Consider the following 22,157-nt stretch of genomic DNA (forward strand, 5'->3'; position numbering starts at 1 on the left):
CTCTCGCAGCCTTCCGTAATTTTTAGTCCCCCACGACTTATCCTTGCTCAGGAGAATTCACCCCATGTCAGAAAATAATCAGCCGGTTGTTGTCCACGTTCAGGTCGCAACCGATGGAACACTCCAAAACACCACCGCAGGTCTACTCGGCACCGCTGCCCAGTTCGGCACTCCGGTAGCCGTTGCTGTCTGTGCCACCGGCCAAGAACAGCAACTAGCGACCAAGCTGGGCGAACTGGGTGCCGCCGAAGTACAGGTCCTGCCCATCGATTTAGATGCGCTTGCACTGGGCTCCGCAGATGTCGCAGCATTGGCTTCGGTCATCAAGACGACTTCACCGGCCGCCATTCTCATCTCCAATACCGCCATCGGACGCACCATCGCAGGTCGTTTGGCGATCCGTGTTGAAGGCGCAGTATGCGTCGATGCAGTATCGGTGCGTTGGGCCGATGATGAACCAATCGCTTCACACTCAATCTTTGGTGGCGATGTCACCTCGGAATCCACCGTTGAAGGCGGGCCACGGATTATTACCATCCGTCCAGGCGCCTCCGACCTGAAAGCGGAAGCAGTTGCTTCTCCGAAGATCACCGTCATTGAGCCTTCGGCACTACCTAAGGTTTCTAAAGGCGCGCAGATCCGCTCGGTTGAGTCGGTACAGACCGATGCCAGCCGCCCAGACCTGCGTAGCGCCAAGATTGTCGTTTCCGGTGGACGCGGCGTAGGTTCGGCCGAGAAGTTTGAAATTGTCGAACAGCTCGCGGACCACTTCGGTGCAGCCGTCGGAGCTTCGCGTGCAGCGGTAGATTCCGGTTATGTTTCCCCGAAGCTTCAGGTGGGTCAGACCGGAGTCATTGTCTCTCCCGAGCTCTACATTTCCTTGGGTATCTCCGGTGCTATCCAGCACCGTGCAGGCATGCAGACCGCCAAAACCATTGTCGCCATTGATAAGGACGAAAACGCGCCAATCTTTGACCACGCCGATTTTGGTGTGGTGGGCGATCTGTTCACCGTCGTGCCGCAGTTGCTCGAAGAGATTCGTACCCGCAAAGGATAATCGTGGGCATTGTCCACTCAGGTAGGTTCCGGCCCCGTAAGATCCGCCGGATACGACGACGCGATGAGGTTCAACGATCATGACCAAGCAACGGATGGCAGGCTACACTCCCCTGCGTACCAAGGGCGGTGTGCAACCCGAAGCACCTGCCAGTGCCAAAGAAATACCCACGACACAACCTGCGGCCGCGGAGCCAGCCGCGGCAGCCGTACCAATGCAGGCCCCACCAGCCGCGGTGGCTGAACCGGTACAGAAGACCGTGCCTGCTGAAGCGCCTGCGCCAGTAGCTCCAGTAGCTCCAGTAGCTCCAGTAGCTCCAGTAGCTCCAGCGGAAACCAAACCCGCCGCAGCGGCGAGCGAAGTTTCACGTCCAGAGACCGACTCAACACGTCAGCGTATGGCCGGTTACACCCCGTTGCGGCTGCGCGACGGGGTCGCAGCGAAGGCTGTGGCAACAGCCCCGGTGGCAGCAGCTACTGCCGCGACGACACCGGCTCCTGCTAAGGACTCAGCCACTGAGGTGGCTCCGTCGGTCGTACATGCGCCAGCGACTGCATCCAGTGACTCGGAAAGCACACCAGCTGCCGCGGTGGTCGCAACGCCCGATGCTAAGGCTGCTGCAATTGTCGCGAACCGGATGAAGGGCTACACACCGTTACGTCCGCGCGATGGCTCAACCAAGTCCGTGGCTGTCCCCGCGGACCTAACCACCGAGGAATCCAACCAGACCCCACAGGTCGCAGAACCGGTGTCCGAACCAGCAGTCGTCGCAGCGACGGCCACCGAACAGCCGGAAACCTCGCAAGAGGCCAAGGCAATGAAACCCGTCGCCGAACCGGTGGCAGAAGAAGCTCCTGCGCCCCAGGCACCGGACAAGGCTGCGAACATTGCAGCACCAGTGACGCACTCCGAGTCCCCAGCTGCTGCCAAGCCAGCAACGGCCCCGGTGAGCGGAGCAAAGCAAGATGCTTCATCGATCAAGATGAAGCCTTGGGTAAAGCCCGCGATGCTCATCATCGGTGCGGTGCTGGTTGCACTGCTAGTAGTACTGGCGGCTCGTGGCCTGCGCCTACTTGGCCCGGTCCAGGATTTCATTGGCACCTATGATGGTCATTCGACCATGCCTGATTCGGCGCCCACGGGTATTCCTGGATGGCTCGGTTGGCAGCACTTCTTGAATATGTTCTTTATTGTGTTGATCATTCGCACGGGCTTGCAGGTACGTCATGAAAAACGTCCGGCAGCCATGTGGACTCCGAAACCCAACTCGTGGTTCTCCCCGAAGGGTAATAGTCCAAAGAAATACTCACTGAGCATCTGGACCCACCAGGCACTGGATGTGTTGTGGGTAGTAAACGGCGTGATCTTCGTGATTCTCTTGGCCGCCACCGGTCAGTGGATGCGTGTGGTCCCAACCAGCTGGGATATCTTCCCAAATATGCTCTCAGGTGCGCTGCAGTACGCTTCGCTCAATTGGCCTGTGGAGAACGGATGGATCCACTACAACGCGTTGCAGATGGTCTCCTACTTCCTGGTGATCTATATTGCCGCACCACTGGCAATCTTGACCGGCGTGCGCATGTCCAGCTGGTGGCCAACACAGCCGAAGGCACTGAATAAGTTCTACCCGGTTGAAGTGGCCCGCAAGATTCACTTCCCGGTCATGCTCTTCTTCTCGGCCTTCATTCTGGTTCACGTGTTCCTGGTAATGACCACCGGTGCCTTGAAGAATCTGAACCATATGTATAGCTCCCGTGATGCGACCGATGCCTGGGGACTGGTGATCTTCTTAGTTTCCGTAGCGGTTATCGCGGCCGCATGGATCTTCATGAAGCCAATGTTCTTGTTGCCGGTAGCCTCAGCGACGGGCAAGATTTCCAAAAACTAAGTTTCACTAGATCAGGGGCCTGCCAAACTTTCTCTGGAAAGTTCGGCAGGCGCCTTTTGTTTTTTACTAGCTAGCCAAGTTCCGCTTCGAACAGCAGGAGCTTGGATGCCCCGTCATCCGCGCGTACTGAACGGATTTCTTCGGCTTCTGCGAGCCATTCAAACCCGAGACTCGCGTGTAGCGCTCTGGAGGCCTCATTCTGTTCGTTGGTGAAGTAGTACGCGTTCTTAGCGCGTTGACCTATCCACCGAAGCCGTGCGGCCGTTAGCTGCGTTCCGATCCCCTGCCGTCGCCAGCTCGGATGCACAATAATGCCTCCGAGGTAGTGTCCGGCCGGTGCAATCCCCTCGGCCTGCGCATGCCAATGAGTCTTAGCTAATCCAACGATCTGTGAATTGTGCACCGCCACCTGTACGGTTTTGGTTTCACCGGATGCTAATGATGCTGGCGCCCAAGGTAGTAGTCCGCCGGCTCGGCATAGTTCAGCGATCGGTTCAAAGTCAGCCTCTTCTGCCTGGCGTAGGTCAAACGATCTCTGGTTTTTACTTGCCGCATAAATTCCACTCACCTCCAGACTTGCCTGTGACTCAAGGAAATTATTCGCTACGCAGTGACTTGATGACTTTTTCTACCCGACGGGTCCTCGTGTCTTCGCCGCGCGCGCTGATAATCGGATCAACGTGGCCGCGTTGCTTGCTGTAGGAAAGCTTGTTCCAGGCATCGGCAAGCTCGGGTTCAGCCGATAGCAGCACGGCTAGTGGCTCGGGGACCTCAACGGTGCGTGGTTCTTCATCAAGCTCCAACTGCACCGTAATCTCATCTCCTGCACCTTTGCCGGTAGCCTCACGAGTCTCTGAGTTGAACGAGACCAGAAACTGCCCTGCCATGGAGGCAATGGTATTTCGGTAGGTGTAGTCCCCATTGATTTGTACCGTTACCGGGACGCGTTTGCCGCGGCCAAATCCAAACACGATGTCATCGGGCACAACGATTCCCACGTTGTTACCGCTAGCTGCTACGAGGGTCGTAGTGAATTCTGGCATGAGCTTTACCTTTGATCGGAGCCTACGGTGTGAGCCCACGCTATCTCAGGAACTGAGAGGTGACTAGTGGTAAACAGCAGATTCAGCTTCGCTGTGAGTGTAATTCGCGTACCAGTTGAAACCAACAAACGCCCCGGGTAGCACGCACATTGTGCGCACCGCCCGAGGCGTTGGTGTTCAGACTAAACGTTCACAAGCCCTTAGGCTTCTTCTTCGTCTTCGTCCTTCTTGTATGGATCTGCGTCGCCAGCGAAGGACTTACCTTCACGTAGCGAAGCGACCGCGGCGTCCTTTTCCCGGGCCACGGCCAGCAGTTCATCCAGCTGCGAAGCATTCTCTGGAATCTCATCTGCCACGAAGGTCAGGGTGGGGGTCAACCGGATGGTCAGGTTACGTCCAAGTTCCTTGCGCAGTGCGCCGGTTCGCTTGGCCAAGATCTCGGCAATTTCTGCCTTGATCTCGCCCTCGCCGAATACCGTGTAGTACACGGTGGCGTGCTGCAGGTCGTTGGTGACGCGTGCGTCGGTCACGGTCACGTTGTCGATGCGCTCATCTTTGATGACGGTGCGCAGCGACTGGGCCATGAGGACCTGCACGCGCTTGGCCAGGCGGGCCGCGCGGGCTGAATCAGCCATGGTTCTCTCCTAATAGAAATTGTGGTGAAACTGAGCAACGTGGGCGCCAGCCGGTCAGCTGACCGGCAAGCGCCCACGTGGTACTTAGTTAAGGATTAAGCTCGTGGCTTTTCGCGCATCTCGAAGGTTTCGATGATGTCGCCTTCCTTGACGTCGTTGAACGAGCCCAGGCCGATACCACATTCGAAGCCCTCGCGGACCTCGGTGACATCGTCCTTTTCGCGGCGCAGCGAATCGATGTTCAGGTTGTCTCCTACGACCTTGCCATCGCGAACCAGGCGTGCCTTGGTGTTTCGCTTGATGGTGCCGGAGCGGATGATCGAACCTGCGATGTTGCCGAACTTCGAGGAGCGGAAGACCATACGAATCTCGGCGCTGCCCAGGGCAACTTCCTCGTATTCTGGCTTCAGCATACCGGTGAGGGCTGCCTCGATGTCGTCGATTGCGGAGTAGATGACCGAGTAGAAGCGCATGTCGACGCCTTCCTTGTCGGCCAGGTCTGCCACGCGCTCTGCCGGACGCACGTTGAAGCCAATGATGATGGCGTTATCAACGGTTGCCAGGTTGACGTCGTTCTGGGTGATCGCGCCGACGCCGCGGTGGATCACGCGCAGCTGCACGTCATCGCCCACGTCAATCTTCATCAACGAGTCTTCCAGTGCTTCAACAGCACCGGAAGCATCGCCCTTGAGGATCAGGTTCAGCGTATCGATCTTGCCGTCTGCCACAGCCTGGTCGAAGTCTTCCAGGGTGATGCGCTTACGACGCTTGGCCAGCATTGCGTTACGCTCTGCGGTCTCGCGCTTGTCAGCGATCTGGCGGGCGGTGCGCTCGTCATCGGTGATCAAGAAGCCGTCGCCGGCGCGAGGCACCGAGGACATGCCCAAGACCTGGACCGGGCGCGAAGGCAAGGCCACGTCGAGGTTCTCGCCGTTTTCGTTGAACATTGCACGCACACGGCCGTGGGCGGTGCCCACCACCATGGTGTCGCCAACTGCCAAGGTACCGGACTGAACCAGCACGGTGACAACCGAACCGCGACCCTTATCCAGGTTCGCTTCAATGGCCACACCGCGGGCTGACTTGTCAGGGTTTGCCTGCAGTTCGAGCACGTCAGAGGTCAACAGCACCGCGTCAAGCAGTTCGTTGATACCTTCACGCTGAAGCGCGGAGACGTGGATGAACATGGTGTCGCCACCGTATTCTTCGGGAACCAAACCGTATTCGGCGAGCTGGCCCTTGACCTTGTCAGGGTTTGCAGCTGGCTTATCGATCTTGTTGACCGCGACGATGATTGGCACGCCAGCGGACTGTGCGTGGTTCAGCGCCTCAACGGTCTGTGGCATCACGCCGTCATCAGCTGCGACAACCAGTACGGCAACGTCGGTGACCTTGGCACCACGCGCACGCATGGCGGTAAACGCCTCGTGACCTGGGGTGTCAATGAAGGTCATCGCGCGCTCGCGGTCCTCGTGCTCGTGAACGATCTGGTATGCACCGATGTGCTGGGTGATACCACCGTGCTCGCCCTCGATAACGTTTGACTGGCGGATCGCGTCAAGTAGACGGGTCTTACCGTGGTCAACGTGACCCATGATGGTGATGACCGGAGCGCGCTCCTCGAGCTCGTCCTCGCCTTCAGCCTCAAGTTCGGCGTCAAGGTCAAGGCCGAAGCCTTCGAGCAGTTCCTTGTCTTCGTCTTCTGGGGAGACCACTGCAACCTTGTAGCCCAGCTCTGCGCCGAGGACCTCAAAGGTTGCCTCGTCCAGCGACTGGGTGGCGGTAGCCATTTCACCAAGGTGGAACAGTACGGTGACAAGCGCTGCCGGGTTGGCACCAATCTTGTCTGCGAAGTCGGTGATCGATGCGCCACGGCGCATACGGATCTCTGTTGCTCCGTTGCCGCGTGGAACGTTTACGCCGCCTAGCGACGGAGCACTCATCTGCTCCAATTCCTGGCGCTTAGCGCGCTTGGACTTGCGCTGCTTGCCGCGTCCTGCGCCGCCCTTACCGAAGGCACCGCCAACGCCGCCACGGCCACGTGGTGCGCCTGGACGGAATCCGCCACCGGCACCTGGTGCGCCACCGGTACCGCCTGGACCGCCGCCGCCTGGGCGACCGCGTCCGCCGGCACCCGGACGACCGCCGGCTGCTGGAGCCGGACGATCGGTACGGTTAGGCATCATACGTGGGGTTGCGCCGCTTGCTGCGGCACCCGGACGTGCGCCACCCGCGCCAGCGCCTGCTGGACGAGGTGCTCCCGCGCCTGCTGGGCGTGGTCCGCCCGCGCCGGCACCGGCTGGACGCTGTCCGCCTGCGCCCTGTGGGCGTGGGCCGCGACCTGGTGCGCCACCATCACGTGGTGGGCGTGGACCGCCGGCACCCTGTCCGCCTGCGCCCTGTGGGCGTGGGCCGCGACCTGGTGCGCCACCATCACGTGGTGGGCGTGGTCCGCCGGTTCCGCCTTCGCCGCGCATACCCTGCTGAGCAGAGAATGGCGAGTTGCCCGGACGTGGACCGCCTGGACGTGGGCCACCGGCTCCGGCGCCCTGTGGGCGTGGTGCACGGTTGCCGCCTTCGCGGTTTCCACGGCGTTCGTCGCCGGCTGAGCGCATTCCCTGCTGTGAGGAGAATGGGCTGTTGCCCGGACGTGGGGTGCCTGCTGGCTTAGGTGCTGGCTTTGGACCGGGGCGTGGACCGCCTGGAGCCGGAGCCGAAGGAGCCTTCGCTGCAGGGGCTTCGGAGGCTGCTGCCTCTGGAGCCTTAGCTGCTGGGGTCGCTGGAGCGGCCGGAGCTGCTGGCGTGGCCGGAGCCGCTGGGGCAGCTGGTGCCTTAGCAGCAGGTGCTGGCGCAGCCTTCGGTGCTGGCTTCATACCTGGCTTTGGGCCACCGGTACGTGGTGCTGGCGTAGCGCCTGCTGGCTTTGCAGCCGGAGCCGAACTTGGGAAGGCTTCGCGCAGTTTGCGCGCTACCGGAGGCTCGACGGTTGAGGATGCCGAACGAACGAATTCGCCCATATCCTGCAATTTAGTCAATGCTTCTTTTGAAGTAATTCCGAGCTCTTTAGCGAGCTCGTGAACGCGGGGTTTAGCCACATCTCTCCTGTATCGATGTGATCGGCTAGAACCCCGGGTTCAATAAGACTTGGGTGTTCTGGCTGATCAACGTTGTAATTCGTGAAATTCTTCCGTCGCACGGTTAATCACGCAAAACTGATTGTTCATCGTTGTGCGCTCAACTTAGCGGACTCATCGGGTTGCCATCAGATTTCTGACCCGCTTTCATCATGATTGCCAGATAGTCGGCCTTTTGCCGACTGATCTTCGTATGCAGCGAACTGCTGTGCCACGCAAGAATCATTCACCGAGCTTCTAAAAGCTCGAGAAAACGCCTTGCGTCGCACAGCATGCTGCACACACTTTTCTGTTCCATGGGTCCAGGCTCCCCGCCCTGAGGCGGCGGCCGAAAGATCCAGCTGCACACCGCGTAGCGGCGCTTCCTGGTTTAATACCCAACGGAGTAGCTCATCTTGAGATGTGATGGTTCGACAGCCAATGCACGTACGTTGCTGATGCAGTTTCATGCGAGCGCCATCCTCACCTTCCACAACTTGTCAACGAGCCAACTACTAGTCTAGCGCGTTTGAGCCTCGGTGCGTGCGTGAGGTTCAGATCACAGGCACACCGAGGCTGAAAAACGTGCTAAGCAAATCTTTCTTCCAAGCAGCTTTCTTTGCTGTCCGGAAGGGCAGCTTTCTAAAGCTGTGGTTCCTTGCCACCGGAGACGGCAATGATGTCGATGCGCCAGCCGGTGAGCTTGGCGGCCAGACGCGCGTTCTGGCCTTCCTTGCCAATGGCCAGTGACAACTGACTATCCGGAACCACCACACGAGCCCGACGCTCATCTTCATCGAGGATCTCTACCGAGACGACCTTCGATGGCGACAATGCAGCCGCGATGAATCGTGCTGGATCTTCGTTGTAGTCAACGATGTCGATCTTTTCGTCATTAAGTTCGTTCATCACCGAGCGCACGCGGGTACCCATTTCACCGATGCAAGCGCCCTTGGCGTTCACTCCGGCCTGGGTAGCGTGCACCGCGATCTTGGTGCGGTGTCCGGCTTCGCGAGCCAGCGCCTCAACAACAACGGTGCCGTCTGCGATTTCTGGAACTTCCATTTCGAAGAGCAGACGAACCAGGTTTGGGTGTGAACGGGACAAGGTGATTGCCGGCCCCTTGGTACCGCGCTCGGCGGACACCACGTAGGAACGCAGTCGCGCACCGTGGACGTAACGCTCACCAGGAGCCTGTTCAACTGGTGGCAACAGTGCTTCGACGTCACCGATTTTGACCTGCACCATATGTGAGGAATGACCTTGCTGGATCACACCGGAAATCAGGGTGCCCACGCGGGAAGAGTACTCCCCGACAACTACTGCGTCTTCGGCTTCGCGCAGACGCTGCATGATGACCTGGCGTGCGGTGGAGGCTGCAATGCGGCCAAAACCGTGCGGGGTGTCGTCAAATTCGCCCAAGAGCACGCCGGCGTTGTCGCGGTCCTCTACGAGGATCGCTACGTGTCCGGTGCTTGGCTCGATGTGAGCGCGAGCGCCTGGCATCGCGCCATCGGTTTTGTTGTAAGCCAGCAACAGTGCCGACTCAATGGTAGGGATCAGCACATCCATAGGGATGTCGCGGTCTTTTTCCAGGATGCGTAGCGCATCGAGATCTATATCCACGCTTAGCCCTCCAAATCTTCGTTATTAATATTTTCAAACAGCGCGTCGTCGAAATTAATTTCCGGGTCTACGACTGCCTTGCGGATGTCAGACAGGGCAAAGGTCTTTGGATCATCTATCTTGACCTTCATACCCTTCTTAGCAGGCTCGTGGTGTACGGAAATCACGACTTCGGTGTCTGTTACCTCGGTCAGTCGGCCGCGCAGCTTGGTGCCATCGCTCAGGGTGAATTTCACCATCCGGTTCTTCGCGCGAACCCAGTGACGGTTCAGGCTCAGCGGACGGGAAAGACCTGGGGAGCTTACTTCGAGTTCATAAGGATCTGCGGACGCAAATTTGGCGTCCTTGTCCAGTGCATTTGAAATGGTGGTGGTAACTTCGCCCAGTTCGTCCAAGATCACCGAATCGGTGCCATCGGCTTTGTCGACGAGGACCTGTACAAGAAGCTGCTTGCCCGAGGGGCGCACAGAGACTTCTTCCAGGACCAGCCCGTGGGATTCCACTTCCTTCTGAAGCACAGTCGTCAACCGTAGCGCTTCTTGTTCGGTATCGGCCGGCTTAGCGGTCATGGATATCCTCCCACATTATTCGATGTTGTTCTTTAAGGGTATATGCACCCGCGCAAGATGAGAACTGCTTAATGGCCTCAGGTGAAAGAACTCACGCCCAATTCGCACCTAACGCGAGTTTGAGCCGGGTTCTGCAGTGTGTTTCGTGGCATGATCGATACGCCATGACTGAGAATTCCACACCGCCAGCATCTAATCGCAGTACACGAGTCAAACGTGCACCGGGGTGGATCGCGCCGATTATTGCCGCAGTGCTCTGTATAGGACTCACCTGGGGCATAGGGATGAGCGTATTTCGCGGAGGTCTAGAAAATCGTGGCCTGCCCGAAGAGATCCGTGACAGTTCCGCCGAACAGCGGCAGTTATGGCAGTACGGATCGACGCTGGCAGATCTCGGGGCGCAAGCTAAAGCTCTGGCCGCGGTGGCAGATAAAAAAACCACCCCGGCACTCAACGAGCTAAGTTCCACGCTGAGTTATGGCGCGCAGCTGACCGGACAATTGAGTTTCGATGACCAACCCGAGGTTGAATTGGCGCAAGCTTTCACCCCGGCAGCGCTCTTGGAACTCACTACGAAAGTCGCACAACTCAGTACCGAGCTTCCAACTCTGCCAGCTGATCAAAGTCACTTGGGTGGAGCACTGACCGAATTGGCGTATCAATCAAATCTTCAGGCGCGCAGCGCGCTGCGCACGGTGGCGTCGCAAAAGAGTGTTAATCAGTTGCCCACCCCGCTGGTTGTCGGCGCCGGAGATACCGCAGGAGAGCCAGTTGGCTGCCTGACGAATCTGGCCCTGTTACCCACCACCTCCGAAATTACCGATCCGGCACTAACCGATGACGTGTTGGTGGCCCGGGCCTTAGACCGTGGTTATGCCTTGGACTACACCTTGCAATTACTGGCCGCTCGCGGCTCCGCTGATCAGGCACCTAAAATCGAAGAACGCCGCGCAAAACTTAACACTGAAATTCGCTCGGTGCGTTCGGTCTTGCCCGATAACTGTGCAGATCTCCGACAACCGGCCTACGTCTTACCGCAAGATGGTCTGAAAGACCTCAGCTCGGTGACCACCGCCGCGGAAGAAGACTTTGTCGCCCAGCTGGTGCTGGCCTCTGGTGCTTCTGCAGATCGCGCGCAGGACACCTTGGCGAAGACTACCTGGCAGGTCCTGCTAGATCAGCGCGTACGCGGACTAAACCTGCAGCTATTAGATCCGGTTAAATAACTCGCAGCACCGATGGCGCTCCATACGATGCTGTGAACTTACCTGCTCAGAATGATGTCCGCATCTGCTCCGCTATGACAAGATGCTCTTAACTGCACGAATATTTTAGGAGGGTCAGTGACTATATTCCTCGGCGGCGCTTACGCCTCCGCGCTGAATGCACGTTCGCTGACTACCTTCACTGCACCCACAAGACCTTAGAAAGTCGTTGCCATGGTTGCTCCGCCGGGTTCAGGTCCCACCCAAAATGCCCCGAGATTTCCAATTCGTTCCCAAGCCAGTCTTTCCATGCTTGATCGAGTGAAGGCCCTAATTCGTACCGTCACGTGGCAGCGCTCAATCATTGCTCTTGCCGGCTTTCTCCTCGAAATGTATGTCTGGTACGCGCGAAATCCTAGTGAGTTTAGCGGCTCCGTTTCCGTGTGGATCATCGCAGGGGTTTCTTTCTTGGGATACTGCACACTGGTGTATTCACGTTCCTTTGTACCGGCCTATCTGACGATGATGGCGCTGAGTACCGTTTGCCTCTTCGTGCCCGGAGCCCCGACCATGATGATCGGGTTCCTGATAGCGCTCTTTTTTCTCGCCAGGCATCTCCCACCTCCACGTGCCTATCTGGCCCTGCCAGCCGCGATTATCCCGATCCTCACTGCCTCTTTTGCCTCCACGAAGCTACAGCTTTTGAGTAATTTCACCTCGGCGCTTCCCAGCTTCTTTGTGATGACCCTGTTGGTACTCTCAGTGTGGTTTTCCGCTGTGGCCTTGTCGCGTTATGAACACGCTTTGCGTACCGAACGTGCGTGGGCCACCCAGGCTCGCGAAGAAGCCACCATCATGGAACGTCTGCGGATCAGCCGTGATCTGCACGACAGTGTGGCGCATTCGCTGACCGCAATCGTGTTGCAAACCGCGGGCTTGCGCACCGTGCAACGCACCAAGTCCCGAATGGTGGATTTGGACGCCGCGTTGGCGGACGTTCAAGAAACCGCAGAGCAAAGTATCCGAGAACTCCACCGGCTACTGGGAATGTTGCGCAGCGAAGACGCTAAAGATCTTGGGTCGTTGCCGCGCGAGCTAGATGACATCGCAGAGCTCATCGACGCGGCTCGGGCTGCAGGCGTAGAGATTTCAAAGAAAGTTACCGGCACCGAGTGTCCCATCGATCCAAGTATTGGCCACGCAGGCTACCGGGTGGTGCAAGAAAGCCTGTCAAATGTTATGCGCCATGCTGGGCAAGGTGCGAAGGCAACGGTTGAAATACACTGGGATCCGTTGTCATTAACAATTGTTGTCCGCTCAGTTTCTGGTGCGGTTAAAGCTCCGGGGCTCTCCGGAGGATTCGGACTCTTGGGATTGCACGAACGCGTCACCATCAGTGGTGGCACCTTAGTCGCTGAACCAACTAAAGACGGTTTCTGGGTCAAGGCAGTATTACCTGCCAAGAGTGATCAGGACTCGCGCGAGCAAACCCCGATAGACGATGCTGGGTGAAAGGTAAGTCGACGAAATGAATACCGAAAATTCCAGAACTCTTCCGGCGCAGCTCAAGACTAAAACGCGCGTGCTAATCGTGGACGATCAACACATGGTCCGGGCCGGTATTTCCATGCTACTTTCGGCAGAGCCGGACATTGAAGTTGTTGCTGAGGCTGGATCAGGTACCGAAGCACTCTCAATGGCCCGGGAGTACGCCGTCGATGTGGTGCTTATGGATGTCCGCATGCCTGGCATTGATGGTGTCCAAGCGACGCGGAAACTTGTTCAAGAAACACGTGAGTCCAGTGATCAGCTGATCCGGGTGCTGATCATGACGACCTTTGACGACGAAGAAATTGTAGCTCAAGCCTTGCAGGCCGGGGCCAGCGGATATCTGCTCAAACATGCTTTGCCTACCGAAATTTCCGTCGCGATTCGGCGTGTGGCGGCCGGTGAAACGTGGTTGGATGCCACGGCCGCAACCCGACTCGTTAACCGAATTCGGGCAAGCTCCACGGACCTTCCCGATGTCTCAACTTTATTGACCCGGCGTGAACAGGAAGTTCTGCGGTTAGTGGCCGCTGGTATGTCTAACCACGAAATCCGAGACTTGCTGGTTCTCAGCGAGGCCACGGTGAAAACACATGTTGCCCGGATTCTTTTCAAAACTGGTTCACGGGATCGAGCGTCGGCGGTCGCGTTGGCTTATCGTTCAGGTTTTACCCTGCCAGATGACCCGGTTCCTAAACGAAGCTGAGTGTTCCCCGTGAAAGATACCGTGCTGGTATGACGCGGCTGACTCATAGTTTTGAGATCCTTAAATGAACGTCAGATTATTCCGCTCAAAGTAGGGAATTTTCTGGCACAGCGGGAACTGTTGTTACCAACAAAAATCGTCCTAGAAGACGGTCAGCTTTCGCGGGCACCTGCAAAGAGGGAGAAGGATTGGTTGTGGCAATACAACCAATTCGGCTCTTCAAGCCGCACCGGCCTATGGGGATGGGTCGGGGCTGGTTGATGTTGATTCTAGGTAAGGCAATATGGGGACATTGCCTCCAGAGACTGTCGGTTCACTTTTGAGCGAACCGACAGTTTTTGGTTAAGCAACTGAACGGTGTCGATGCTCCCCCAAAATTGCTTGGAGACGTTTACTTCTTCATGGATTCCACGTCCCAGTTCCGCTGTGTCTGGACTGCGCACCAGAGTGCGATGAGCTTTAGCCCGACTAGGCGAATAACATGTCGGAACCCAGTTTGAGAATCAAGGCGCACACCACAATCACGAAGATGATCCGAATGAACTTACTGCCCTTGGATATTGCCATGCGAGCGCCGAGGTAGCCACCGGCCATATTCATCACGCCCATAGCCAAGCCGAGCCCGAAAACAACGTGCCCAGCGGGAATGAATAAAACCAACGCGCCAAAGTTAGTGGCAAGATTGACGATCTTTGCTTTGGCCGAAGACTGTAAGAAGTTGTAGCCGAGCACCGTGACCATCGCGATGATCAAGAATGATCCGGTGCCGGGGCCAATCATGCCGTCATAACCGCCGATAATCAGACCGATCAGAATTGCACGCAGGTAATGACCGCTGCCTTGATACCGTAGTTTGCTTAGCTCTCCGGCTGCGGGTTTAAAAATTGTAAAGGCCAACACCGCTACGAGAGCAGCAATAATAATCGGCTGGATCCACTGTTCTGGAAGTACCGTCGCAATGGCCGCTCCCCCGAAGGCACCAAGCATCGCCATCAACGCCATGGGGATAGCGGTCTTTAGATCCGGACTAGTTCGCCGGTAATACGTAATAGCACTGGTTGTTGTGCCAAAAATTGAGCCCAACTTATTTGTAGCTAAGGCCTGCACCGGACTCATTCCGGGAAAAAGCAGCAGCGCGGGCAACTGGATCAATCCCCCACCACCGACAACCGCGTCAATCCAGCCCGCCGCGAACCCTGCTAGTAAAAGCAGGATCAGCGACGTCCAATTGAATTCAAGACCGTCAAGTGACAAAAAGGAAAAAATCTCCTGCACCGCGCTGCTACCTCTATTCATTTATTACTGAGTAAATGCACCGGTGTTAAGCGGTCAATTCCTCCACGACATCGGTCACTGCCACGTCGCGGCGTTCGCCGGTCGCACGGTCCTTGACCTCAACGACTCCGTCGGCAAGTCCGCGGCCAACTACCACGATGGTTGGCACACCGATGAGCTCTGCATCGGAGAACTTCACACCAGCGGAGACCTTCGGACGGTCATCAAAAATGACCTCCATGCCCTTGGCTTCGAATTCCTTGGCGAGATTGTCGGCTGCTACCAAAAGCTCTTCACCCTTGCCTGTCACCACAATGTGGATGTCCGCCGGAGCAACCTGCTTAGGCCAGGCCAGACCATTGTCATCATGATAAGCCTCGGCTAGCGCCGCCACCGCACGGGTGACACCGATTCCGTAGGAACCCATGGTGACTACGGAAAGCTTGCCGTTCTTATCCAAAACCTTCAGGTCCAAGGACGCAGCGTACTTACGGCCGAGCTGGAAGATATGTCCCATTTCGATACCGCGCTCGGTGCGTAGTGGTCCAGAACCATCCGGTGCTGGGTCGCCTTCGCGAACCTTAACTGACTCGATGGTGCCGTCAAAGGAGAAGTCACGTTCAGCCACAAGCCCGAAGACGTGCTTGCCCTTTTCATTGGCACCGGTAATCCAGCTGGTTCCGGAAACAATGCGTGGATCTACAAGGTAGATGATGCCACTGGAAGCTTCGGTCCCAAGTACTTGCTGGTCTAGTCCGTTGCCTGGGCCAATGTAACCCGCGATCAGTTCCGGGTGCTTCGCAAGGTCTTCGGCGTTAGCCGCTTCGACAGCCACTTCACCGTTGATCTCCAACGCAAGGCCGATGGTTGCTTCGGCACGCTTCAAATCGACCTGACGGTCACCGGGGATACCGATAACAACCACGTGACGGTTGCCTTCTGGATCAATGACAGCGACAACAACGTTTTTCAGGGTGTCAGCTGCGGTCCATTGGCCTTCGGCGCGCGGGCGCAGCTGGTTAGCCGCCTCAACCAAGGTCTCGATGGTTGGGGTATCGGGGGTGTCCAGTACTTCGAAAGCCGCAGCGTCGCTGAAATCAATGGCGTCAGGGACCACTGTGGTCACTGCTTCAACGTTCGCGGCATAACCGCCTGGCGAACGCACGAAGGTATCTTCGCCTACCGCTGTTGGGTGCAAGAACTCTTCAGACTTGGACCCGCCCATGGCACCGGCCTGCGCGAACACAGGAACAACTTCAAGACCCAAACGTTCGAAGATTCGCACGTAGGCGCCTCGGTGCGCAACATACGCTTCGTCGAGGCCCTCATCATCAATGTTGAAGGAGTAAGAATCCTTCATGATGAATTCGCGACCACGCAATAGACCCGCACGTGGACGAGCTTCATCACGGTACTTGTTCTGAATCTGGTACAGGTACGCCGGAAGGTCCTTGTACGAGGAGTACAAGTCCTTGACCAACAAGGTGAACATTTCCTCATGGGTCGGAGCCAGTAGGTAATCGGCTCCCTTACGGTCCTTCAGACGGAACAGGCCTTCGCCATATTCAGTCCAGCGACCGGTCTGCTCATAAGGTTCACGCGGTAACAATGCCGGGAAGTGAACTTCTTGGGCGCCAATGGCGTTCATTTCTTCACGAACAATGGCCTCTACCCGAGCAAGCACCTTCAAGCCCAGTGGCAGCCAGGTGTAAATGCCCGGCGCTGCGCGGCGAATGTACCCGGCACGAACTAGCAGCTTATGGCTGTCTACTTCTGCTTCAACGGGATCTTCGCGCAAGGTGCGCAGGAACAGGGTGGAAAGCTTCAAAACCACGCGGGGGCGTCCTTTTCCGTCCGTCGACTCCCGAGGCGTTTTCGGGTGCCGACCAGCTATGCAAAATCAAATGGGTTTCGGCCACAATCTCGACCATCTTCAATCCTACCGCTTCCCGCCACTTGCCAATAAATTCAAGGGATACGAGAGGTCGGGTTTCGCCGACAACGGCCTATAAAAGACCTCGGCGGAGCCGTTTTCTACATGCCAATAACCTCATTCTTCGGTTCCATTTTCTTGATCCTTGCTACTAGAACCCGTTTTTGCGTTTCTTCGGTCACTTTTAGTGTGTGTCTGAAGAGACTTCAATGCTCGGATGACAAATTCCCGGAGTCATTGGGTGAGAGGAATTCAACAGCCCTAATTCTCTGGAAAGATACCTTCGGTTATTTTAAGTTGCCTAAGCTCTCACTACTTTGAAGCGAGCTCACGTCTCGTCCCGATAGCCCGGCTTTGACGACAAATTCAATTGACCCTGAAAATAGTATTCAGACCACTCTATTTCAAATGAAATTCAGGAGAAAGACCCTTAGCGTGAATTCAGCACATGCACAGCGGGCCCGGAGAAAGTACGTAGTTCGTACTTTCTCCGGGCCCGCCTGAACCAAGGTTCAAAGGGAGCAGAACTCAGGATCGGTGATAGGTTTCGGCGAGTGCATAAACCGGGGTGGATATGCCCTCGTATCTAGCCTTGAGTTGTAAGCCCAAATATTTGGAGTAGTGCCGTGACTGATGCAGATTCCCACCGTGGAACCACAAGTTTTTAACCTTGGTGGGTTTCCACATATTGCGCAGTTCTCCCTGCCAAGGTCCGGGGTCTTTAGCAGTATCTGAGCCAAGTCCCCAGCATTTGCCGACTTCGTCAGCTACTTCTTGCGAGATCAGTCGAGCTGCCCAACCGTTCATGGAACCATAACCGGTGGCGTAAACAACAGCGTCAGCTGGCAGTTCAGTTCCATCGACCAGCACGACACTGTTTTCCGTAAGGTGGGACACTTCCCCTTTGGCCAGTGCAATAGAGCCATCGGCAACCAGCTCACTGGCACCGATATTGATGTAATAGCCAGAGCCACGACGTAAGTACTTCAAAAAGAGTCCCGAGTCGTCATCACCGAAGTCGAGATCAAACCCTGCGTCCTCTAGGGATTGGTAGAAATCTGCGTCTTGCTCACGAATCTGGGCGAAGGCTGGTTTATGGAACTCGGGAAGAACCCTGTATGGGATAGAGGCAAAGATTAGGTCTGCTTGATTATGGTCAATTCCCGCAGCTAAAGCTTCTTCGGAATATAGCGGACCGAGTACGTTGTTCATTAGCGACTCTGAACGGACAATATGCGTGCTCGAGCGTTGCACCATGGTGGGGTGCGCACCGTTTTGAACTAGATCTGCGCAGATGTCATGCGCGGAATTATTAGCGCCAATCACCACGACGTTTTTACCTGCAAAACGTTCACCGCCGGAGTGTTGTGATGAATGGTTCTGCTCGCCGGTCAATATCTCAGCTCCAGGATATTGCGGGACATTAGGAATACCCGACATTCCCGTCGCGATGACTAACTGCGTGGGGCGTAAGGTCAGTGGCACGCCATCACGTTCAACCTCTACGATCCACCCTTCTCCTTCTGGATCTTGCTTGGCGCTAGTTGCTTCGGTCAGTGACCAGTAATTCAGTTCCATGAGCTTTGTGTAGCTTTCCAGCCAGTCGCCCATTTTGTCTTTGGGAGTGAATACTGGCCAGTGATCGGGGAACTGGATGTAAGGCATATGGTCATACCAGACTGGATCATGCAGGGCCAGCGAATGATACCGTGAGCGCCATTGGTCACCTGGCCGTGCCAGCTTGTCGATAACCAGTGCTGGCACGCCCATCCGTTTGAGCCGAGCGGCCAAACCAATACCACCTTGTCCGCCGCCGATAATAAGCGTGTAGGGCTGCTCGGTGATTCCCAGCGATTGCTGTTCGGCGATACGGCGGTCCAACCAATTTTCTTTGCTCATGCTCGAACCGTGCTCCGCCCCCAGTTCACGGCGGGCACCGGCAGGTTCGGGATGCTCACGCAGTGATTGCGCGGTGCTGAGCATGGTCCAGCAACGACCATCGCGTAAGCGAAGGAGACCAAGGCCTTCAAAGGCGTCGTTGTGAAAGGTAAACCAGGCTTCAATAACCCCGTCAGCATTCGCAGCACTGGTGATCTCCAGATTTCGTGGCCAAGCACCGCGTTCGACTCCGAGCAGCATCTTCGCAATGTCTTCCCGCCCTTCGCTGGTGTGCAGGTTCCAGGTCAACGAAGCGAGATCTCGCCAGTAGCATTCGTCACCGAACAGCTGCACAGCTTCTTGCACATCACCTGCGTCAAGCGCTCGTTGCAACCCTTGGCACCACTGTTGAGCTTGCGTTAGCGGATCGTTGTTCGCCATTCTCATCACTTCAATTCTTCGGGAGTCCGGGAAATGATGCGGCAATATTGCCGCGCTGAAGCAAGACTATGAGCTGGGTCACAAAAAGAAAGTGTTGCAATAGGTTGCAACTATCAAAAATTAGGCTTCCCGAATTACTGGAACTGCCAACCGGTAAGGTCTAGATGCGATCAGTCCGGGCAGCTTTGCGCGCAATCGTGAAAGTTCCGCCCGTATCGTGACGCTAGCGGTGCCTGCCGGCCACAGTTCCTGCAACGAAACGGAACTTACACCTGTTGGGCACGCGGCCAAAAGTTGCACAATCTGCCAATGCTTGGCGCTGAGACCAATACGCGTTGATCCGCTGGCGCTATGCACAACGGCCTGGTGAATCAGCGAATCATTGAGTTCCAAAGTGATCTCTTCTTGTGCGCGCTGCAAGAGCCAACCACCCAAAGTACGTTGCACGTCCACGGCACCTACACCAGCAACCCACTGGCGCCCTTCCTCCATTCCGGCGGGGATCGAGATCCTTGCGTCTACGTCGTAGCCTCGTGACGTGGCCACTGAACCCTGAGTATCCACTAACAGATATTCGGCTTCTGGCAGTGAAGTCGCTAATTCGAGACGTTGCATCCGCAACAGATGCTCGGTGCGTAGAACCGATTGTGCTTCACGCGCCACCGAAGAAACCAGTGCCAAGGAGTGTGGGTGTGCTGTCCGAAATGATCCGGCCAAGGTCACCGCACCGACAAGAGAAGAGTTTCCTGGATTTATCAGTGGTGCCGAGGTGCATACCCACGAATGTTGTTCTTCACGGGCATGTTCTGGCCCAAAGATTTGCACTGGTGCCCGCTCAGCCATAGCTGCCCCAATACCGTTGGTTCCCACATCGTTTTCACGCCACCTTGCTCCGGCAACAAATCCGATGCCGTCGCTGCGTCGGCGAACCATTGATGGGCCAAGTACCCAGAGCACATATCCTTGGCTGTCGGAAATCACGAGTTGATTGCCAGCCTGTGTAGCAAGAGGAAGGAGCCGATCTTTAAAAAGATCTACGAGCGAACTCAATTCATCGTTTGCTTCCCTACGCTCTTGCAAGACAACTGCCGCCAAGGGAACAATGTCATTGATCTGCGCGCCAGCCCGTCCCCAGGAACGTGCGACTACCGGACGAACTACTGAGGGAATCTGTGTTCCTTCTGCCCACCGCTGATGCAAGGCTTTAAGACCTCTCGCCTTGACCATAGGATCTTCACCGGCGGTTAGCGCTGCTTGATATGTCGCTTCGGATTGGCGGCGGTTCACAGTCATTAATTGAGAATGTCACGCAACCCAATGGAAGAGAAGGATTTTCTCTAAATTACGTTCTGTAGCCCGCATTTTGTTTGGCAACCGGTGCTGTCAGCTATCTGTTTAGCTCTTCAGAGAGCAAAAATGCCGCCTGAACCCTTCAGCGGGCACAAACGGCATTCATGTAGAACTTTGTTGCTACTGAGTCTTATTCAGCTCGGCAACAGCGACATTCAATTCTTTGGTTAGTTCATCTAGCTTGGTTTTCTCGTCGTCAACCTCGCCAGAGTAGGCAACAGATACCATGTTCGGGCCAACGAAGCCCTGTAGCGAGAGGCTGCCCATAGGAACTTCCTTGCCGTCCATGGAAATATTCGACTTGGTGGCGACAGTCAGGTCTGCATCCGAAGTAGCGTCCAGGATTTCGGCTGAGGCGTTCAGCTTCATGCCCTGCATCTCCATGGAGAACTTATCGCACCCCTGAAGATCCTTAGTTTCCGCGGCCTTCTTGGCCGTCGCCAACTTCGCGTCGTCCTCGTAGGATGCAACGCTGTAGCTAGTTGATTCGCCAGGCTTTTCGCCGGCAACGATGCCCGTGGCCATGTTAATGCCCGTGATATCTAGAGAACTCTGCTGAACAACTAGATCGGCACATTCAGCTGGTTCGATCTTCATGCTCTCGACCATCTTTTTGGCCTGGGGCAGAGATTCAGCGATCGCGGCGCTATCGATAACCTGTGCGCCGGATTTGTCAGCCACAAGCTTTTCGACAATCGTCTTGACTGCAGCTGCGTCCAAAGGTTCCGCTGCTACGGCTACCTGAGTAGGCTGCGCATCCCCCGAGGCTGCAGGAGCATCCGTACCCGCATCGGAACAACCCGTTAGAGCGAGCGCGCCGGCAAGTGGAAGTAACCACAATGAGCGTTTTTTCATGATTCAATCCTCACGTCGAGTAGCTGTCAGTTCCACTGTATTTGAATATTGGTTAGAAATAAAAGACATTCGGGGGTTTATTGCACCAATTTGATTTCGTCAAACGCTTCACCTCGCTGGTCGCGACAACTCTTCACGCAAACAGACGCTTGAAGCTCCCTGAGAAACCCGAAAGTACACACAGCGCAAGCAAGAGTAAGCCAAATAAATTTCTTCGCACTCATAACGTCTAACGAGATACAGACTCAAGTTCACTATTTGGACATAGCTTAGAAATAACAGAGGACTTCGTATTTACTGCAGTGCTTTGATTTCCGCAAATGCTTGATCCGCTAGTTGCATTGCGTCACCGGCTAATAATGGCGCTTCTACAGTACCGCTAGAAAAAGTCACCAGTACGAAGTTGTTTCCATCAAGGGCTTGAACCGCGACGGAATTCAAGTGCTGATCTGCCCCGACTTTCATCTGCGTAGCCATCGTTAGCGACTGATTCGCAGTGGAATCAAGCTTCAGGATCTGCCTATCCGCACTGACATCCTGCCCAGAAACACTCACCGTAATGGTTTCGCAGCCATCTATGTTTGGCAGCTTTAAGGCCTCTGAGATCTTGGTGCGCGTCGCGTCATCGGTGATCGAGAAAATCTGGATTACTTTCCCCGTAGCGTCACCCTGGACTGTGGCTGAAGCCGCAACAGTCCCCGTCAGGTCGGTGACGCTATATTTTTCCTGCTCGTCGGCGCATTTCTCGGGTTTGATTCCACTGGCACCAGACATGTTCTTAGCCTGTTCCAACTGGGGTTTCATCACTTCGTTATCCAAGATCTGGGCTGAAGAGTCATCCCCCACCAGCTTAGTGACCACGTCCTTAACCTGATCTGCTGACAGCGTCTTACCTGACGTCGGCTCTTGTTGCTGCGATGGCTGCGAGCTCGGTGCGGAGGATGCTACATCGTCACCACCGCTTGAGGAACAACCGCTTAGAGCAAGCATCGCGGCCAGAGGAAGTATCCATAGGGAACGTTTAGTCATGGGTCA

At 56.1% G+C, this 22,157-nt stretch carries 18 protein-coding genes; 5 read left to right on the forward strand and 13 right to left on the reverse strand.

Annotation, left to right across the window (positions count from 1 at the left end; all coding sequences use genetic code 11):
* Positions 1–64 precede the first annotated feature (64 nt).
* A complete protein-coding gene (locus CQ011_RS15630; RefSeq protein ID WP_105678639.1) occupies positions 65–1,057 on the forward strand; it encodes an electron transfer flavoprotein subunit alpha/FixB family protein in 993 nt (330 codons plus the stop codon).
* A 79-nt stretch (positions 1,058–1,136) separates the two neighbouring features.
* On the forward strand, positions 1,137–2,945 hold the full coding sequence (locus CQ011_RS18095) for a cytochrome b/b6 domain-containing protein (protein WP_286161227.1): 1,809 nt from the start codon (positions 1,137–1,139) through the stop codon (positions 2,943–2,945).
* A 70-nt stretch (positions 2,946–3,015) separates the two neighbouring features.
* Here CQ011_RS18095 and CQ011_RS15640 read toward each other — a convergent pair whose 3' ends face one another.
* From CQ011_RS15640 to rimP, 7 genes are all read right to left on the reverse strand, one after another.
* On the reverse strand, positions 3,016–3,513 hold the full coding sequence (locus CQ011_RS15640; RefSeq protein WP_286161228.1) for a GNAT family N-acetyltransferase: 498 nt from the start codon (positions 3,511–3,513) through the stop codon (positions 3,016–3,018).
* 28 nt (positions 3,514–3,541) lie between these two features.
* Positions 3,542–3,988, reverse strand: a complete 447-nt coding sequence (locus CQ011_RS15645; RefSeq protein WP_105678640.1) for a YdeI/OmpD-associated family protein — start codon at positions 3,986–3,988, stop codon at positions 3,542–3,544.
* A 200-nt stretch (positions 3,989–4,188) separates the two neighbouring features.
* Positions 4,189–4,623 carry a 30S ribosome-binding factor RbfA gene (gene rbfA, locus CQ011_RS15650; protein WP_105678641.1) on the reverse strand — a complete coding sequence of 145 codons (435 nt, stop codon included), beginning with the start codon at positions 4,621–4,623 and terminating at the stop codon, positions 4,189–4,191.
* Positions 4,624–4,718: 95 nt separating this feature from the next.
* Entirely contained in the window at positions 4,719–7,718 is a 3,000-nt protein-coding gene (gene infB, locus CQ011_RS15655) for a translation initiation factor IF-2 (RefSeq protein WP_105678642.1), read from the reverse strand.
* A gap of 167 nt (positions 7,719–7,885) precedes the next feature.
* Positions 7,886–8,206 (reverse strand): YlxR family protein, encoded by a 321-nt coding sequence (locus tag CQ011_RS18155; RefSeq protein ID WP_096257859.1) that lies wholly within the window; start codon positions 8,204–8,206, stop codon positions 7,886–7,888.
* Positions 8,207–8,378: 172 nt separating this feature from the next.
* Positions 8,379–9,362, reverse strand: a complete 984-nt coding sequence (nusA, locus tag CQ011_RS15665; protein WP_105678643.1) for a transcription termination factor NusA — start codon at positions 9,360–9,362, stop codon at positions 8,379–8,381.
* A gap of 2 nt (positions 9,363–9,364) precedes the next feature.
* Positions 9,365–9,931, reverse strand: coding sequence for a ribosome maturation factor RimP (gene rimP, locus CQ011_RS15670; RefSeq protein ID WP_105678644.1), 567 nt, complete (start codon positions 9,929–9,931; stop codon positions 9,365–9,367).
* A gap of 164 nt (positions 9,932–10,095) precedes the next feature.
* On the opposite strand from rimP, the gene CQ011_RS15675 reads away from it, so the two are divergent.
* The 3 genes from CQ011_RS15675 to CQ011_RS15685 all read left to right on the forward strand — a co-directional run bounded on the left by CQ011_RS15675 (position 10,096) and on the right by CQ011_RS15685 (position 13,390).
* Positions 10,096–11,157, forward strand: coding sequence for a hypothetical protein (locus CQ011_RS15675; protein ID WP_146112647.1), 1,062 nt, complete (start codon positions 10,096–10,098; stop codon positions 11,155–11,157).
* A gap of 300 nt (positions 11,158–11,457) precedes the next feature.
* Complete coding sequence (locus CQ011_RS15680) at positions 11,458–12,648, forward strand: sensor histidine kinase (RefSeq protein ID WP_181148161.1); 1,191 nt, start codon at positions 11,458–11,460, stop codon at positions 12,646–12,648.
* A 16-nt stretch (positions 12,649–12,664) separates the two neighbouring features.
* Positions 12,665–13,390, forward strand: a complete 726-nt coding sequence (locus tag CQ011_RS15685) for a response regulator (protein WP_105678647.1) — start codon at positions 12,665–12,667, stop codon at positions 13,388–13,390.
* Positions 13,391–13,858: 468 nt separating this feature from the next.
* Here the strand turns inward: CQ011_RS15685 and CQ011_RS15690 are convergent, their stop codons facing one another.
* From CQ011_RS15690 to CQ011_RS15715, 6 genes are all read right to left on the reverse strand, one after another.
* Positions 13,859–14,644: a sulfite exporter TauE/SafE family protein gene (locus CQ011_RS15690; RefSeq protein WP_286161229.1), complete on the reverse strand. Its 786-nt coding sequence runs from the start codon at positions 14,642–14,644 to the stop codon at positions 13,859–13,861.
* Between the two features lie 67 nt (positions 14,645–14,711).
* Complete coding sequence (locus CQ011_RS15695; protein WP_105678649.1) at positions 14,712–16,499, reverse strand: proline--tRNA ligase; 1,788 nt, start codon at positions 16,497–16,499, stop codon at positions 14,712–14,714.
* A gap of 627 nt (positions 16,500–17,126) precedes the next feature.
* A complete protein-coding gene (locus tag CQ011_RS15700; RefSeq protein WP_105678650.1) occupies positions 17,127–18,917 on the reverse strand; it encodes an NAD(P)/FAD-dependent oxidoreductase in 1,791 nt (596 codons plus the stop codon).
* 120 nt (positions 18,918–19,037) lie between these two features.
* A complete protein-coding gene (locus tag CQ011_RS15705) occupies positions 19,038–20,210 on the reverse strand; it encodes a helix-turn-helix domain-containing protein (RefSeq protein ID WP_105678651.1) in 1,173 nt (390 codons plus the stop codon).
* Positions 20,211–20,387: 177 nt separating this feature from the next.
* Positions 20,388–21,122, reverse strand: a complete 735-nt coding sequence (locus CQ011_RS15710) for a hypothetical protein (RefSeq protein WP_105678652.1) — start codon at positions 21,120–21,122, stop codon at positions 20,388–20,390.
* A 294-nt stretch (positions 21,123–21,416) separates the two neighbouring features.
* Positions 21,417–22,151, reverse strand: a complete 735-nt coding sequence (locus CQ011_RS15715; RefSeq protein WP_105678653.1) for a hypothetical protein — start codon at positions 22,149–22,151, stop codon at positions 21,417–21,419.
* Positions 22,152–22,157 lie beyond the last annotated feature (6 nt).

This window comes from Arthrobacter sp. MYb213 (genome assembly GCF_002979915.1).
Taxonomy (GTDB): Bacteria; Actinomycetota; Actinomycetes; order Actinomycetales; family Micrococcaceae; genus Glutamicibacter.